We start from the raw sequence: 14,662 nt of genomic DNA on the forward strand, positions 1-14,662 counted from the left end.
TCCTCAGGATGAGGGAGAAACGCGCTTGCTTAACGCGAAATCATCCGCTCTCAATAAAGCTTGCCACCATTCGGCACGGGTTTGTCGATTGCAGCGAGAACCACTTCGCCATCTTCATCCGGCATGCCGAGTGTCAAGACTTCCGACATGAACGGGCCGATCTGTCGTGGCGGGAAATTCACCACGGCCATGATCTGTTTGCCGATGAGTTGCTCCGGCGTGTAGTGCCGGGTGATCTGGGCTGACGACTTCTTGATGCCGATCTTTTCGCCGAAATCGATCTTCAGCTTGAAGGCGGGCTTGCGCGCTTCGGGAAATGGCACAGCTTCCACAATGGTTCCGCTGCGGATATCGACCTTCTCGAAATCTGCCCAGGTGATGGTGGTTGCTTCGCTCATTTTTTCACTCCCCGGCCCGCGCTCCCGGCCTCGCAGAAAACCCGGCGCGAGCGCCGGGCCAAAATTCAACTGATTTGTAGTCAGGCGCGACCGACGGTCTCAAAGACGACGCATTCAAGCGCTTCACGCGCCGTAACGCCCGACCAGACCACAAACTGGAAGGCCTGGAAATAGGCTTCGCAAGCTTCCAGCGCCGCCGAAAGCAGCACTTCCACCTGACGGCTCGTCGGTTCCGCACCACCTGCCAGCAGCAGCGACTGGCGATACATGATCGCGCCTTCCTGCTGCCAGAGATCGAAATGGCCCATCAGAAGCTTTTCATTGATGAGCGACAGCAGGCGCATCACTTCGTTCACACGTGGCTCGGCCACCTTGATGTCGAATGCGCAGGCCAGATGCAGTGCCTCGAAATCCTCCATCCAGGAAAACGAGATGTGATAGTCAGTCCAGTTGCCCGCAACCGAAATTGCGATTTCGTCGTCGCCAGTCCGCTCGAACGTCCAGTCGTTTGAATGCGCGACCTGTTCGATCACATCCACCGGATGTGCCTCACGTGCGAATTCAAGCTCAAGAAGGCTCATGTCCGTTTCCTGTTCTGGGAACCATCTGCCCCCAGATGCTTCCTAATTCCCGGCGCGCAAGTCATTGCTCGCCCGTGCCGGCCACCGCGCAAGAACAAGCGCAGGAAAACAGGCACGAATTGATCGGTTGAGGAACCGGCATGCACAACGGCATGCAAGCGCCTCAATGGCACACGCACATACGCAACTGATACTGGAAAGCAGCCTGAAAGACGCGAAACCTGACACTCAGCCCCTCGCCGCCGCCTACATGACCGCGTTACGAATCATGTAGTGTTTTCAGTCTATTGATGCTGAATCTGAACGCCAGTCCCTTTTGAACAAAGAGCCGTGAAAGCATGTGGAAATATACGAGGGACCGACCGCGACCCTTGCCTTAACCGACTCTAAGACAAGGGTTTTTGCCACTTGCGGCCTGTTAATAAATATTCAGGGATTATTTTTGGATTTTGCCGAAGATGAAGCCGATTTTGCCGGTTTGGCATCAGAATCAACTTCGAATTTCGCAAGACGTGCTTCGAGAGCTTCGATTCTTGCCAGCAACGCGCTGTTTTCCGCACGCGCCTTGATTGCCATTTCGCGAACGGCTTCGAAGTCTTCGCGCTGTACGACATCGAGCGTGTTGAGCACACGCTCGCTCTGGGAACGCAACGCCGTTTCCACTTCACGGCGCACGCCCTGCGCAGCGCCTGCCGCATCCGTCACAAGCTTGGCGAGTTCATCGAGAACCCGGTTCTGTCCGCTGGTCATGGCAATCATTCCTTATTTCCAGGTGAGACCTGTTGAAAACATAAATTTGAAATAGGGCCGTCTCAGTTCCGATGCAAGCGCAGCTATAGAAAGTGATCAGGTTCGGCGCACTTGAATCAAAACCACGGGCCACGCGAAAATGACGGCGACCGGGAACCGGAAGCGCCACTAGCGAATGTACTTAAGGCTACCTTAAGGGTAGATCAGCACCGGAAGCCCGGAAAACGCTATTTGCAAACGCTATTTGCAAACGCGATTTGCAGCCGACGGGAACAGCTTGACCACAACGGGTCGGTCCAGCATGTTCCGTCACAAAACGGAGTGATTTCATGATTGAGACGTTGCTGCCCGCATCGGCGCTCGCCTTCCCAAATATCGATCCGGTGATCTTCCGGGTCGGACCGCTGGCAGTGCACTGGTACGGCCTCGGCTATGTCGTCGGCATCATGTTCGCCTGGTGGTACGGCAAGAAGCTCCTACGGAGCCACCGCCTGTGGGCCAACAACCAGCCGCCCATGGCGCCGGAAGCCCTCGATGATTTCGTCATCTGGGCAGCGCTTGGCGTCGTGCTCGGCGGTCGTATCGGCTACGTGCTCTTCTATAATTTCTCCTATTATATCTCCAACCCGCTTGCCATTCCGGCGGTATGGGATGGCGGCATGTCGTTTCACGGCGGCATTCTGGGCACAACACTCGCCATGATCCTGTTTGCCCGCTCGCGTGGCATCAAGGTCTGGAGCATGTTCGACACGATTGCCGCCGGTGTTCCTGTCGGGCTTGGCGTGGTGCGCGTCGCCAATTTCATCAATTCGGAACTTTGGGGTCGTGTCAGTGATGTGCCATGGGCAGTCTACTTCCCCAATGGAGGCCCGCTGCCGCGTCATCCAAGCCAGCTTTACGAAGCTTTCCTTGAAGGTGTGGTCCTCTTCTTCGTACTGTTCCTCCTCGTCTGGGTCGGACGCAAACTGAAGAAGCCCGGCTTCATTGCTGGCGCTTTCGTCACAGGGTACGGCCTCAGCCGTATCGTGGTCGAATTCTTCCGCGAGCCGGATGCGCAGCTCGGCTATCTCTTCGGCGGATGGCTTACCATGGGCATGGTCCTCTCGGTGCCGATGGTACTGATCGGGCTTTGGGCCATGTGGCGCGCAAACCGGACTGCAGCCAAGGATGCCTGATCTTTCGCTGAAAGACCGGCTGAAACGCCTGATCGCCACTTCCGGGCCGATCAGCGTCGCCGATTACATGGCAGCCTGCCTCGGCGACCGCGAGTCAGGCTATTATACGACACGCGAACCTTTCGGACGTGACGGCGACTTCATCACTGCGCCGGAAGTAAGCCAGATGTTCGGTGAACTGATCGGCATCTGGTGCGTCAGCGAATGGGATGCGCTGGGACGACCGGACAATATCGTGCTTTGTGAAATCGGCCCCGGTCGCGGCACGCTGATGAGCGATATGCTGCGCACCATTGGCAGGCTCGCCCCGCAAATGCTGGGCCATGTGCGTGTCGCCATGGTCGAAACGAGCCCGCGCCTTGCCGAAAAGCAAAAGGAAAAACTGTCCGACGCAGGCGCGAAGATCGACTGGTTCGAGCGCTTTTCCAACATAGCTGACGGGCCGCTGATCCTCGTGACCAATGAGCTGTTCGATGCGATCCCGTTTCGGCAGTTCGTCAAGGTCGATGGCCGCTTTGTCGAACGGATGATCGCGCTCGACGAAAAGGGCGAATTCCATTTCGTCAGCGGTCTGGGCGGCATAGATCCGGCACTGTTACCTGCAGGCCATGCGGAAGCACCCGAAGGTGCAATCTTTGAAGCGGCCCCGGCGCGCACCGCCTTGATGCAGGAAATCGCCAGCCGTATCGCGACCACACGCGGCGCAGCGCTCAACATCGACTATGGCCATCTGAAAGCCGGTTTCGGCGATACGCTGCAAGCCATGTTGAAACACGGGTTTGACGATGTATTTGCCAATCCGGGCATTGCGGACCTCACCAGCCACGTCGATTTCGACATTCTGGACAAGACCGCGCGGGCCAGCGGCTGCAAGACCGGAATGACGACGCAAGGTGAATTTCTGCTCGCAATGGGCCTGCTTGATCGCGCCGGACGGCTCGGTACGGGCAAGGACGCAGCGTTTCAGGAAAAAATCCGGCAGGACGTCGAAAGACTGGCCGCACCCGATCAAATGGGAACCTTGTTCAAGGTGCTGGCCATCAGCGATTCCGACACAAAACTCATTCCGTTTGCAGTTCCATGACGGCGAAAGCTTCGATTGACAAGCAGACTCTCCTCCCCCACCATCCCGCCGTTTAGTGTCTGGATCAAAAAGCGTCAGGCCGTAGCGAAAATGGTGGTTTTCGAGAACCGGAGCGCAGTGTACTTAAAGGTACATGAGCACCGGAAGCGGAGAAAAACGCCATTTGCAGCAAGGCATGGCGACTTTTGGACCAGACACTTTGGAAAGTGAAGCAAGATGACCGATATGCCGCAACCACTCCGCTCGCCTCTCCTTGAAAAGCCCGTCGGACAGAACGGGAAGCGGATCGCGCATGGCTTTTTCACCCGCAAGGGCGGTGTTTCCGATGGCATCTATACGGGCCTGAACGTTGGAAGCGGGTCAAACGATGTGCCGGAAAAAGTTGCCGAGAATCGCCGCCGCGTCGCCGAGAACCTTGGCGTTGCACCCGATCATCTCATGACCGTGCATCAGGTTCATTCGCCCGATGTCCTCCACGTCACCGAGCCGTTCGGCGCTCCACGCCCGAAGGCCGACGCAATGGTCACAAATGTGCCGGGCATCGCCATTGGTGCTTTGTCCGCCGATTGCGGGCCTGTGCTTTTTGCAGATCACGAAGCGGGAATCATCGGCTCCGCCCATGCCGGATGGCGTGGCGCTTTCGGCGGTGTCCTTGAAAACACGATTGAAGCCATGATCGGCCTCGGTGCGAAACGCGAGAACATCGTTGCTGTTCTCGGGCCGACCATCGGGCCGGAAAATTACGAAGTCGGGCCGGAATTCTATGCAGAATTCATCGGCAGAGATGCTGCCTACACCACCTATTTCCGGCCTTCCGACAAGCCGGAACACAAGCTGTTCGATCTGTGGACATTCATCACCGACCGGCTGACGAGGGCTGGTGTGCGGGCAGAATCCCTTCGCCAGTGCACCTATGCCGATGAGGAACAATTCTATTCCTACCGGCGCACCACCCATCGCAATGAACCCGACTACGGGCGTCAGATTGCAGCGATCGCCATCATAGAAGATTAGGAGAACCGCATGGCCCTTCACTTCGAGCCGGAAGAATTCGCAGCACGTCGCGACCGTCTGATCTTGAAGATGGAGCAGGAAAAGCTGGATGCGCTTCTGCTGTTCGCGCAGGAGAGCATGTACTGGCTGACCGGCTATGACACGTTCGGCTTCTGCTTCTTCCAATGCCTCGTCGTGAAGGCCGACGGGTCGATGGTGCTGATGACACGCTCCGCCGATTTGCGGCAGGCGCGTCATACGTCGAACATCGAGAACGTCGTCGTCTGGACCGATCGCGACAATGCCAATCCGGCTTCCGACCTTCGCAATATTCTGACCGAACTCGACCTTCTCGGCACCCGGATCGGGATCGAGTACCAGACACATGGCCTTACCGGCGCCAATGCGCGCAAGCTGGACGAACAGCTGCAGAGCTTTGCCAAGCTTTACGATGCTTCCGGCATGGTGGATCGCCTGCGGCTGCTCAAAAGCCCTGCGGAAATTGCCTATGCGAAACGCGCCGCCGAACTCAGTGACGACATACTCGACGCTGCGATAAAGCTCACCAAAGGCGGGGCGAGCGAAGCCGATATTCTGGCTGCGATGATGAGCACCAATTTTGCCGGCGACGGCGATTTTCCCGCCAACGAATATATCATCGGCTCCGGCGACGATGCCCTGCTCTGCCGCTACAAATCCGGTCGGCGCAAGCTGAACAAGAACGATCAGCTCACGCTCGAATGGTCGGGCGTCTTCCGGCATTACCACGCGCCGATGATGCGCACGATCGTCGTCGGCAAGCCGACCACACATCATCAAGAGCTCTATGCGGCTGCACGCGAGGCGCTGGAGGCCGTGGAAGCAGCCATGACGCCCGCCTCGACATTCGGCGACGTCTTTGACGCCCATGCGCGGACCATGGAGGCACACGGCCTTACCCGCCATCGCCTCAATACTTGTGGCTATTCGGTGGGAGCACGTTTCACGCCATCATGGATGGACCCGCAGATATTCTATGCCGGAAACCCGGAAAGCATCCAGCCGGACATGACGCTTTTCGCACATATGATCATCATGGATTCCGACACCCAAACCGCCATGACGCTGGGGCAGACATATCTCACAACAAATGGCGCAGCTCAGCCATTATCCCGCCATTCTCTTGATATGATTGTAAAATGAGGCGCAATCGGCGATAAAACTGCCACAAGCGCAACCCGGAAACTGCAAAGCGGCTTTCGGGCAAGATGCACGTCGATAAAATCGATAGATTATTTTGAACTGAAAATGCCCGACCGCAGAGAACCTGCGCCTTCAGGAGCATGAAGCCGAACATGAACAAGGCACGTCTTTCAACGATGTTGTTGCTGGCCGGAGTGCTTACAAGCGTCCTGGCCGCCTGCAACAGCACTGAGTCCGCTCTGAACGTACAGGGTAGCAATCAAAATTCCGGGCAAAATTCCGGGCAAACTACTACGCCAGCCGCGACACCGGGCACCCCGGCGACGGGCACCGCTCCCGTGCAGCCCACGGGAACAACTCCGGCCACGACCGGCACAGCACCTGCGACGACCACGCCAGTGGCACCGCAGCGCAGTGCAGCGCTCAAGCCGGGCAAGTTGCATATCGCCCCGATTGTCGGCGCACCGGTCAATGTGGTGACGCCGCTGACCCATCGCATGAATGACGATGCCAAGACGAAGGGCATTGAGCTTGCAGGCAATAATGATCCAAGTGCTGCCTATGTGATGAAAGGATACTTCTCCGTTCTTTCGGAAGATAATCAGACCACCGTGCTTTACGTCTGGGATGTTCTGGATGCTTCCGGCAACCGCCTTCACCGGATACAGGGGCAGGAGAAAGTTCAGGGGGCTGCCGCAGACTCATGGAGTGTCGTTCCGGCTTCCGCAATGCAGACAATCGCCGACCGCACCATGCAGGAATATTCGACCTGGCTTGCGGCAAATCGCGCATAGAAACTTGCTTTGGCAGCAAAAGACTGAAATCTTTTGCTGAATCTGTTTTGCCTACTGTGGGAAAGCCGGAAAACCGGGCTTTTTACAGCAATTGTGTTCCCGAGGGCCTTGCAATGGCGATGACTCTTTGCAATAGGCCCCACATCCGAAAGAAAACCTTTCTAGCTGCAGTACTTGGCCGGTCAGACCGTACGCAGCTTTAAAGTTTTTAAGAGATTAAGTCCGTTCCGGCGGACTGTTGCGACAGAACCAAACTGCAAACCGCGACCGCATCGGCGTCAGAGGCAAAAGAATGAAACTTTTCGCAGGCAACTCCAACCGGGTTCTTGCCGAATCCGTTGCTCAGTATCTCAACATTCCACTCGGTAAGGCCAGCGTCCGTCGCTTCGCCGATCAGGAAATCTTCGTAGAGATTCAGGAAAACGTGCGCGGCGAAGACGTATTCGTACTGCAATCGACTTCCTACCCGGCAAACGATCACCTGATGGAACTGCTCATCATGATCGACGCCTTCCGCCGCTCGTCGGCACGTCGCATCACCGCCGTCCTGCCCTATTTCGGCTATGCCCGTCAGGACCGCAAGCCCGGCCCGCGTACGCCGATCTCTGCCAAGCTGGTCGCCAATCTCATCACCGAAGCCGGTGCGAACCGCGTCCTGACGCTTGACCTTCATGCCGGCCAGATTCAGGGTTTCTTCGATATCCCGACCGACAATCTCTATGCCGTTCCGGTCATCGCGCGCGATGTGAAGGCCAATTACGCGACCGGCAACTGCATGGTCGTTTCGCCTGACGTTGGCGGCGTGGTTCGCGCCCGTTCGCTCGCAAAGCGCATCGATGCGCAGCTCGCCATCGTCGACAAGCGTCGCGAACGTCCAGGTGAATCGGAAGTCATGAACGTCATCGGTGAAGTGGCTGGCAAAGATTGTCTGCTGTTCGACGATATCGTTGATTCCGGCGGCACGCTCTGCAACGCAGCCGAGGCCCTGCTGGCCAAGGGCGCGAACAGCGTCACCGCTTACATCACGCATGGTGTTCTGTCCGGCGGCGCCGTTGCCCGTATCGCCTCGTCCAAGCTGAAGGAACTGGTCATCACCGATTCCATCCAGCCGACCACCGCCATCAATGATGCGCCAAATATCCGCGTCCTCTCGATCTCGGACCTGATTGGCGAAGCCATCGCCCGCACGGCAGCGGAAGAGTCCGTTTCGAGCCTGTTCGACTAAAACACCAGCCGGATTACAATTCCGAGACATGCCGCCAGCAACAGCACGAGCGGCATGTTGAGCCTCAGAACAACAAGCAAGAATGCCGCCGCGCCTGCAATCAGGACGGCGGCATTGTCTATTGTGCCCCAGACCGGCAGCGGCAATGTGAAGGGGCCGACAGCCTTCTCGACAATCTGCGAAAACAGGACATGCAGCGAGAACCACAGCGCCAGATTGGCAATCACGCCGACGACCGCAGCCGTAATCCCGCCCAGCATGGCCGACAGCCAGCGCACCTGACGCAGCCGCTCCACGAATGGCGCGCCCGCCAATATCCATAGAAAACAGGGCACGAAGGTAAACCAGAGCGCGATCAGTCCGCCGAAAAAGCCGCCCAGAAGCGGCGGCAGGCCCGACAGGTTCGCAGCCCCCACAAAGCCGACAAAGACCAGCACCAGGATCAGCGGTCCCGGCGTGGTTTCCGCCAGACCGAGCCCGGTCAGCATTTCCCCCGGCTTCATCCAGCCGAAATGCTCGACCGCCTGCTGCGCCGTATAGGACAGCGCGGCATAGGCGCCACCGAAAGTCACCGCCGCCAGTTTTGAGAAGAATGCCGCCTCCTGCACAAAAACATGCGCGCCACCAAAAGCGAAGAAAAGCCCGAGCAAAGGTAAAAGCCACAGCCCGCCCCAGATGAGCGTTTGCTGCGTGAATTCGCGCAAGGCGCCAGGCGTCGCCTCTCCCAGAATTGTGGCAGCACCATTTCCCTGCACGATATGCCGCAGGCCACCTGCAAGAGCCGCCAGCAGAACGACGAGCGGAAACGGCAGTTTCAGGAAGGCTATCGCAACGAATGCCGCAATCGCCACCGCATAGGAAAACCCCGAGGCCAGTGTCCGTTTGGCCATGCGATAAAGCGCTTCAAAAACCACGGCGAGAACCGCAGCCTTGAGGCCGAACAACAGCCCGGCCACGATGTCGACATGCCCGAAGGAGATATACAGCGCCGACAATGCAAGCATGACGACAGCGCCGGGCAGCACGAACAGAAGCCCGGCCAGAAGGCCGCCGCGCCAGCCCTTAACCGCCCAACCGGAATAGGTCGCAAGCTGCATGGCTTCCGGGCCCGGCAGCAACATGCAGAAATTGAGCGCATGGATCAGCCGTTCCTGATCCATCCATTTCTTTTCATCCACGAGAATGCGCTGCAGCATGGCGATCTGCGCGGCCGGCCCGCCGAACGACAGAAGCCCGATCTTGCCGAATGTCGCGAAGAGTTCTTTGTAGCCCGGTTGCTGAATTGGCTGTGTCACGCTGTCATCCTGAATGATCCCTGGCACTACAGTTGCAAATTCGTCAGGCCGTGGCGAAAAGAGTGATTTTCGAGTACCGGAGCAGAGCGTACTTAAAGGTACGTGAGCACCGGAACGCAGGCAAATTGCTCTTTGCAGCCCGGCATCACGAAGAATGCAACTGTAGTGCAGCTGTCGGCGAGGATCATTACAGGTTCATGACAGTTTTCACAGCTTACTCAGCCGCAGCGCCTTCTTCCGCCAGCTCATCCGGCGCATTCGGGTCGCCCGGTGCCGTTTCGCAGGCGAGATCGGGGAAATTGACGATACGCATTCCCTTGAAATCATTGCGCACAACCAGAAGTCCGCGTTCTTCAAAATAGGTCAGCAGACGCCGGGCACGACTGAACGAGTGCGTGCCATAGGCGCGCGCCAGCGCTGCGTCGGACGGGCAAGGCGCGCCGGTGACAGCCGCCTGCGCAACGATCAGGAACACGCCCTGCACATCGTCGGTGAGGCTTTCCGACAGGGACAGCGCCTGCTGCCATGTTTCGCCACTGGCCACATCGCTTTCAATGCTGGCCTGCGCCACCGCCAGCCTGCGGCGGAAGGCAGGGAGAGCCAGCGGTTCGCCCGGAACGCGGTGAATGCGACAGCGCACCAGAAAGTCCTGATAAAGCACGGCCACGGACCGGAACGACGCTTCCGGATCGTCCACGATCTCGCGCATGACCTTTTCGAGGAGCTCATCCCGTTCGGCTTCCACCATGCCGGGGAACAAAGGTTCCTGTGCCGGTTCGGCTTCGGGCTTCGGCTTTGCTACCTGCGCCAGAATCTCCGCCGTCGATGGCGGCGGTGGAGGCGGCGGCGCTCTGCGCACGGCAGCACGGATTTCCTGCGGCGCAGGCGTGAAGATGAGGTCGAGCGCATCTTCCGGCGCATCAGGAAGTGGCATCAGTTTCGGCGATGAAGACCGCGCCGATGTCTCCACCTTGCCGATCTTGATCGGCAATGGACGACGCGACAATGCGGGGCCAAGCGCCACGAAATGTCCGCGCTGCAGATCGCGGAACATTTCCGCCTGCTTGCGCTCCATGCCCAGAAGATCAGCGGCGCGCGCCATGTCGATATCGAGAAATGTACGCCCCATGAGGAAGTTCGAAGCTTCAGCTGCAACGTTCTTGGCAAGCTTCGCCAGTCGCTGCGTAGCGATAACCCCCGCAAGGCCGCGCTTTCGTCCGCGACACATGAGATTGGTCATCGCGCCGAGCGAAAGCTTGCGCGCTTCATCCGACACTTCACCGGCGGCGGCAGGCGCAAAAAGCTGCGCCTCATCCACAACCACGAGCATCGGATACCAATAGTCGCGCTCGGCATCGAACAAACCGCCAAGAAAAGCCGCAGCGGAGCGCATCTGCTGCTCGACGTCCAGCCCTTCCAGATTGAGCACCACCGAAACACGGTGCTGGCGGATACGTCCGGCAATGCGGGTCAGTTCGGCTTCGGTGCGGGCGGCATCAACGACGACATGGCCATAAAGATCGGCCAGCGTGACGAAATCGCCTTCCGGATCGACGATACACTGCTGCACCCATTGCGCGCTCTGTTCCAGAAGGCGGCGCAAAAGATGCGATTTGCCGGAGCCGGAATTGCCCTGCACGAGCAGACGCGTGGCGAGAAGCTCCTCAAGATCAAGCATGGCCTGCTTGCCACCGCCAAGCGCCGCTGCCGAGGCAGAACCGCTTCCAGCAACTGCACCCATGTCGATACCGACCTGCATCTCGCCTCCTTGTTTCAACATAGCAGGAACAAACGACTCGCACGGCCAAGCCTGCGGTCGATCAGGCATTCGCTTAACACTTTTGCGGTCGTCATCGCCACCCGTTAAGACAGATGCCCACAGATGCCGGGCGGTAGATTTCAACCTGAAGTTTTGATAGCTATCCAAACAGGGGGCAAAAGCAGCAAGCGTCCAGCCAGCGGGCGCGTCGGGGAGGATGAGCCGCTCCGACCTAGGCATAGGCTTTGCCCTCTATTCGGAGGTGGACTCTATGTGGTTAATACCCATTAGATTCACGCTTAGAATAAAGAAAACCCGCACCAGCTGGCAAGCCACAGTGCGGGTACATTTCTTTAGCTAAGAACACGGTAGCTGGAGTTCGCGCTTCAGCTACCGATCCGAATATAGGCCATCGAGATCGTTTTTTCAACTATGGCCCGTTGCCCTCCCGTGTAAGGCAAATCCAAAAAACTTGCGCCGCCGCACGCTATGGTCTATAGCCAGCGCCATCCGCGTAGACACCCTTGGAGGCAACGCGGAATGGAGCGGTCCGGTCTTTCACCTTGTGACAGACAATACGGGCTGTTTCATGTCGTTTGTTGAAGCATGATCCCGAAAAGTGGAAACCGGTTTTCGGACAAGATCATGCGCAGACTATACAGCGAGCGACACTCCAGTAACATCGAAAGGAAATGCCATGAGCGAGACTTACGTGCTCAAGGCCGATCTGCGTACCCGGGTTGGTAAGGGGTCCTCCCGCGAACTGCGTCGCAACGGCCAGATTCCTGCAGTCATCTATGGCGACAAGCAGGAACCCCTCGCAATCGCCGTCTCCTACAAGGAGATCTTCTACAAGATTCATGGCGGTGGCTTTAAGACCACTGTTGCCACGATCGAAGTAGACGGCAAGAAGATTCAGGTCCTCCCGAAGGACTACCAGCTGGATCCGGTCCGTGACTTCCCGCAGCATGTCGACTTCCTGCGCGTTTCCGCGAAGTCGGTCGTCCACGTGAATGTTCCTGTTCACTTCAAGAACGAAGAAGCAGCTCCGGGCATCAAGCGCGGCGGCGTTCTCAACATCGTTCGTCACGACGTTGAACTGATCGTTCCGGCCAATGCAATTCCGGAAGCACTCGAGTTCGACCTGACCGGCCTCGAAATCGGCGACTCCGTCCACATTTCGGCGATCAAGCTGCCGAAGGGCGTGACCGCTGCCATCCAGGATCGCGACTTCACCATCGCCACGATTGCTGCTCCTGCCGGCCTGAAGTCGGAAGAAGCTGCTTCGGAAGGCGCTGCAGAAGAAGAAGCCAAGGACGGCGAATAATCGCTTTCCGCACAGGAGCGCTAACGCGCTTCTTATCCGAAAACCGGTTCCCACTTTTCGGGAAGCGCTACAGAAGGGGCTCTGAACCATGCTGCTCATTGCAGGTCTTGGCAATCCGGGCCCCAAATATGCGCATAACCGGCACAATATCGGTTTCATGGCGGCGGATGAAATATTCCGCCGCCATCGCTTTTCCAACTGGCAGAAGAAGTTTCAGGCCGAGATTGCCGACGGTGTGATCGACGGCGAAAAAGTGCTGCTGGTCAAGCCGCAGACTTTTATGAACCTTTCGGGTCAGTCCATCGGCGAAGCCATGCGCTTCTACAAGCTGACACCTGCCGATCTTGTCGTGATTTATGACGAACTCGACCTCATTCCCGGCAAGCTGCGCATCAAGACCGGCGGCGGCTCCGGCGGCCATAACGGCATCAAATCCATCGACGCGCATATGCAGGCCTTCCCCGGCGGCCAGAATTATCGCCGCATGCGGCTTGGCATCGGCCATCCGGGTGCGAAGGAACTCGTGCATAACTATGTCCTCGGCGATTTCGCCAAGGCCGACAATGAATGGCTGGATACGCTCCTGGGCGCTATTGCCGACAATGTGGGCCTGCTTGCCGCCAAGGGCGAAGACAACAGCTTCATGAACCGCATTGCGCTCGCCATGGGCGACGGCAATCAACGGCCCAGCGGTTTCAAGGCCGATCCCGCACAACTGGAAAAGGCGCCACCAAAGGCGCAGAGCCATATTCGCCAGGCGCGGCAGAACCAGAAGAAGCCGAATATTCCTGCCAGCGGCCCGATGGCTGAAATGCTGAAAAAGCTGCTTGGCAAAAAGGACTAAAGCATTTCCAGCAAAAGTGCGAAGCGGTTTTGCATGGGAGAATGCGTAAAAGTAAGCCGTTCCCAAGGGCGCGACGCCTCCGCCTCTTGACGCTTCACGGTCCGATGACGCATAGCCACAACAATAGAATTCTAGTCTGATAGGTACGATCATGGGTTTCAAATGCGGCATCGTCGGTCTGCCAAATGTTGGCAAGTCGACGCTTTTCAACGCGCTGACCAAAACGGCCGCCGCACAGGCCGCAAACTATCCGTTCTGCACCATTGAGCCGAACACGGGCGAAGTGGCGGTTCCCGATCCGCGCCAGAACGATATCGCCCGGATTGCCGGTTCGAAGGAAATCATCCCGACCCGCATCAACTTCGTTGATATTGCCGGCCTCGTGCGCGGCGCATCGAAGGGTGAAGGTCTCGGCAACCAGTTCCTCGCCAATATCCGCGAAGTGGATGCCATCGTGCATGTGCTGCGTTGCTTCGAGGATGACGATATCACCCATGTCGAAGGTCGTATCGATCCGGTATCGGACGCCCAGACGGTTGAGACGGAGTTGATGCTGTCGGACCTCGAAAGCATCGAGCGCCGCATCGTGCAGATCCGCAAGCGCGCTACCGGCAAGGACAAGGAAGCCCTCACCATTCTGCCGGTGATGGAAGCAGCACTCGAACTGCTTCAGAACGGCCAGCCGGTCCGCCTGATGCTGAAGGATATTGCCGCAGAAGACCTGCTGACGCTGAAGGGCCTGAACCTTCTCACCTCCAAGCCGGTTCTTTATGTCTGCAACGTCGCTGAAGGCGATGCGGCCAAGGGCAACGAGTATAGCGCTGCCGTCGACAAGATGGCCGAGGAACAGGGTGCCCAGACGGTCATCATTTCGGCTGCAATCGAAGCGGAAGTTGCGCAGCTTCCCGATGAGGAAGCCAAGGAATATCTGGAAAGCATGGACCTTGAGGAACCGGGCCTCGACCGCCTGATCCGCGCCGGTTACAAGCTTCTCGACCTCATCACCTATTTCACCGCAGGACCGAAGGAAACCCGCGCCTGGACAATCCGGCGCGGCACCAAGGCTCCCGGTGCTGCCGGTGTCATTCATACCGATTTCGAGCGCGGCTTCATCCGCGCCCAGACCATCGCCTATGAAGACTACGTCAAATACAATGGCGAAGTCGGAGCGAAGGAAGCCGGCAAGGCAAGGGACGAAGGCAAGGAATACATCGTCCATGACGGCGATGTGATGCTGTTCCGCTTCAATACCTGA

14 protein-coding genes are annotated in these 14,662 nt (G+C 57.9%); 9 read left to right on the forward strand and 5 right to left on the reverse strand.

Features of this window, described 5'->3' with window-relative positions; translation table 11 throughout:
- Positions 1 to 50 precede the first annotated feature (50 nt).
- From KWJ32_RS13710 to KWJ32_RS13720, 3 genes are all read right to left on the reverse strand, one after another.
- Positions 51 to 398, reverse strand: coding sequence for a tRNA-binding protein (locus KWJ32_RS13710; RefSeq protein ID WP_012091672.1), 348 nt, complete (start codon positions 396 to 398; stop codon positions 51 to 53).
- A gap of 80 nt (positions 399 to 478) precedes the next feature.
- On the reverse strand, positions 479 to 979 hold the full coding sequence (locus KWJ32_RS13715; RefSeq protein WP_010659627.1) for a YbjN domain-containing protein: 501 nt from the start codon (positions 977 to 979) through the stop codon (positions 479 to 481).
- A gap of 429 nt (positions 980 to 1,408) precedes the next feature.
- Positions 1,409 to 1,729: an accessory factor UbiK family protein gene (locus KWJ32_RS13720; RefSeq protein WP_012091671.1), complete on the reverse strand. Its 321-nt coding sequence runs from the start codon at positions 1,727 to 1,729 to the stop codon at positions 1,409 to 1,411.
- Between the two features lie 329 nt (positions 1,730 to 2,058).
- Between KWJ32_RS13720 and lgt the strand changes: the two genes are divergently transcribed.
- From lgt to KWJ32_RS13750, 6 genes are all read left to right on the forward strand, one after another.
- A complete protein-coding gene (gene lgt / locus KWJ32_RS13725) occupies positions 2,059 to 2,904 on the forward strand; it encodes a prolipoprotein diacylglyceryl transferase (RefSeq protein WP_012091670.1) in 846 nt (281 codons plus the stop codon).
- Positions 2,897 to 3,988: a class I SAM-dependent methyltransferase gene (locus KWJ32_RS13730; RefSeq protein ID WP_012091669.1), complete on the forward strand. Its 1,092-nt coding sequence runs from the start codon at positions 2,897 to 2,899 to the stop codon at positions 3,986 to 3,988. The genes lgt and KWJ32_RS13730 overlap by 8 nt, the downstream gene beginning before the upstream one ends.
- A gap of 216 nt (positions 3,989 to 4,204) precedes the next feature.
- Positions 4,205 to 5,002, forward strand: a complete 798-nt coding sequence (gene pgeF / locus KWJ32_RS13735; protein ID WP_012091668.1) for a peptidoglycan editing factor PgeF — start codon at positions 4,205 to 4,207, stop codon at positions 5,000 to 5,002.
- A 9-nt stretch (positions 5,003 to 5,011) separates the two neighbouring features.
- Positions 5,012 to 6,163 (forward strand): Xaa-Pro peptidase family protein, encoded by a 1,152-nt coding sequence (locus tag KWJ32_RS13740; RefSeq protein ID WP_151610224.1) that lies wholly within the window; start codon positions 5,012 to 5,014, stop codon positions 6,161 to 6,163.
- A gap of 140 nt (positions 6,164 to 6,303) precedes the next feature.
- Entirely contained in the window at positions 6,304 to 6,957 is a 654-nt protein-coding gene (locus KWJ32_RS13745) for a hypothetical protein (RefSeq protein WP_012091667.1), read from the forward strand.
- Between the two features lie 292 nt (positions 6,958 to 7,249).
- Positions 7,250 to 8,182, forward strand: coding sequence for a ribose-phosphate pyrophosphokinase (locus KWJ32_RS13750; RefSeq protein ID WP_012091666.1), 933 nt, complete (start codon positions 7,250 to 7,252; stop codon positions 8,180 to 8,182).
- Here the strand turns inward: KWJ32_RS13750 and chrA are convergent.
- Positions 8,179 to 9,477, reverse strand: a complete 1,299-nt coding sequence (gene chrA, locus KWJ32_RS13755) for a chromate efflux transporter (protein ID WP_012091665.1) — start codon at positions 9,475 to 9,477, stop codon at positions 8,179 to 8,181. The genes KWJ32_RS13750 and chrA overlap by 4 nt on opposite strands.
- A gap of 214 nt (positions 9,478 to 9,691) precedes the next feature.
- Complete coding sequence (locus KWJ32_RS13760; protein ID WP_012091664.1) at positions 9,692 to 11,236, reverse strand: ATP-binding protein; 1,545 nt, start codon at positions 11,234 to 11,236, stop codon at positions 9,692 to 9,694.
- Positions 11,237 to 11,933: 697 nt separating this feature from the next.
- Here KWJ32_RS13760 and KWJ32_RS13765 point away from each other — a divergent pair.
- From KWJ32_RS13765 to ychF, 3 genes are all read left to right on the forward strand, one after another.
- Positions 11,934 to 12,563: a 50S ribosomal protein L25/general stress protein Ctc gene (locus KWJ32_RS13765; protein ID WP_010659617.1), complete on the forward strand. Its 630-nt coding sequence runs from the start codon at positions 11,934 to 11,936 to the stop codon at positions 12,561 to 12,563.
- Positions 12,564 to 12,651: 88 nt separating this feature from the next.
- Entirely contained in the window at positions 12,652 to 13,407 is a 756-nt protein-coding gene (pth, locus tag KWJ32_RS13770) for an aminoacyl-tRNA hydrolase (protein ID WP_010659616.1), read from the forward strand.
- A 151-nt stretch (positions 13,408 to 13,558) separates the two neighbouring features.
- Positions 13,559 to 14,662: a redox-regulated ATPase YchF gene (gene ychF / locus KWJ32_RS13775; RefSeq protein WP_010659615.1), complete on the forward strand. Its 1,104-nt coding sequence runs from the start codon at positions 13,559 to 13,561 to the stop codon at positions 14,660 to 14,662.

Origin of the sequence: Ochrobactrum sp. BTU2, assembly GCF_024539785.1 — a bacterium.
GTDB classification, from domain to species: Bacteria; Pseudomonadota; Alphaproteobacteria; order Rhizobiales; family Rhizobiaceae; genus Brucella; species Brucella anthropi.

Excerpts from the sequence above, each read along its gene's own strand:
- KWJ32_RS13715 (WP_010659627.1), bottom strand. The coding sequence starts at position 979 with ATGAGCCTTCTTGAGCTTGAATTCGCACGTGAGGCACATCCGGTGGAT.
- lgt (WP_012091670.1), top strand. The coding sequence starts at position 2,059 with ATGATTGAGACGTTGCTGCCCGCATCGGCGCTCGCCTTCCCAAATATC.
- KWJ32_RS13720 (WP_012091671.1), bottom strand. The coding sequence starts at position 1,729 with ATGACCAGCGGACAGAACCGGGTTCTCGATGAACTCGCCAAGCTTGTG.
- pth (WP_010659616.1), top strand. The coding sequence starts at position 12,652 with ATGCTGCTCATTGCAGGTCTTGGCAATCCGGGCCCCAAATATGCGCAT.
- KWJ32_RS13765 (WP_010659617.1), top strand. The coding sequence starts at position 11,934 with ATGAGCGAGACTTACGTGCTCAAGGCCGATCTGCGTACCCGGGTTGGT.
- pgeF (WP_012091668.1), top strand. The coding sequence starts at position 4,205 with ATGACCGATATGCCGCAACCACTCCGCTCGCCTCTCCTTGAAAAGCCC.
- KWJ32_RS13760 (WP_012091664.1), bottom strand. The coding sequence starts at position 11,236 with ATGCAGGTCGGTATCGACATGGGTGCAGTTGCTGGAAGCGGTTCTGCC.
- KWJ32_RS13730 (WP_012091669.1), top strand. The coding sequence starts at position 2,897 with ATGCCTGATCTTTCGCTGAAAGACCGGCTGAAACGCCTGATCGCCACT.
- KWJ32_RS13745 (WP_012091667.1), top strand. The coding sequence starts at position 6,304 with ATGAAGCCGAACATGAACAAGGCACGTCTTTCAACGATGTTGTTGCTG.
- KWJ32_RS13750 (WP_012091666.1), top strand. The coding sequence starts at position 7,250 with ATGAAACTTTTCGCAGGCAACTCCAACCGGGTTCTTGCCGAATCCGTT.
- ychF (WP_010659615.1), top strand. The coding sequence starts at position 13,559 with ATGGGTTTCAAATGCGGCATCGTCGGTCTGCCAAATGTTGGCAAGTCG.
- KWJ32_RS13740 (WP_151610224.1), top strand. The coding sequence starts at position 5,012 with ATGGCCCTTCACTTCGAGCCGGAAGAATTCGCAGCACGTCGCGACCGT.
- KWJ32_RS13710 (WP_012091672.1), bottom strand. The coding sequence starts at position 398 with ATGAGCGAAGCAACCACCATCACCTGGGCAGATTTCGAGAAGGTCGAT.